Source organism: Vibrio sp. 1562, assembly GCF_033340155.1.
GTDB classification, from domain to species: Bacteria; Pseudomonadota; Gammaproteobacteria; order Enterobacterales; family Vibrionaceae; genus Vibrio; species Vibrio alginolyticus.
The window spans coordinates 1-620 of the sequence record NZ_JAWOVY010000490.1 but is presented as its reverse complement, the minus strand read 5'-3'; the positions used below and the strand labels follow the sequence as shown (position 1 = coordinate 620).

The following is a 620-nucleotide window of genomic DNA, read 5'->3' as shown; positions in this document are numbered from 1 at the left end:
TGCTACCTTTGCATCGTCAACTGCCGCATTCACTTACTACAAAAAACGCTTGTTCAAACCTCAGTGTTGGGGGCGCGCGTTTGCAGCAACGCTTGTCGGCGCAACATTGGGCACGCTCTTTGTCGATGCAATCAGTACGGATTGGCTAGAAAAAGTCTTGCCTCTTATTATATTAGCCGCTGCGCTGTATACCGTATTCCACAAAACGCCACATTCCCCTCATCAAAGCCCAATACCAGAGCCTTGCCCAAAGCTGCATAAAAAACAGTACCTGCAAGGTTTGTCGATTGGTTTTTACGATGGATTAGCCGGTCCAGGAACTGGCGCGTTTTGGACTGTAAGTTCTATGGCGCTGTACCGTCTCAATATATTGCTCGCCTCTGGTTTAGCCAAAGCGATGAACTTCACCAGTAATTTTACCTCACTTATTACTTTCGCTATTTTAGGTCACATTAACTGGGTGCTAGGCTTAACAATGGGTGTGTGTTTAATGGCTGGGGCATTTGTTGGTGCGCATTCTGCAATTCGATTCGGCTCTAAGTTCATTCGTCCCGTTTTTGTCACGGTCGTGAGCGTATTAGCGATTAAGCTGGCTTATGACGCTTGGTTTGTAGGTTTAT

Annotated in this window: 1 protein-coding gene; it reads left to right on the top strand. The window is 46.5% G+C overall.

The window, feature by feature from the left end:
- The coding region (locus R7Z49_RS26000) for a sulfite exporter TauE/SafE family protein (protein WP_318112560.1) at positions 1-620 on the top strand (620 nt) is incomplete at both ends.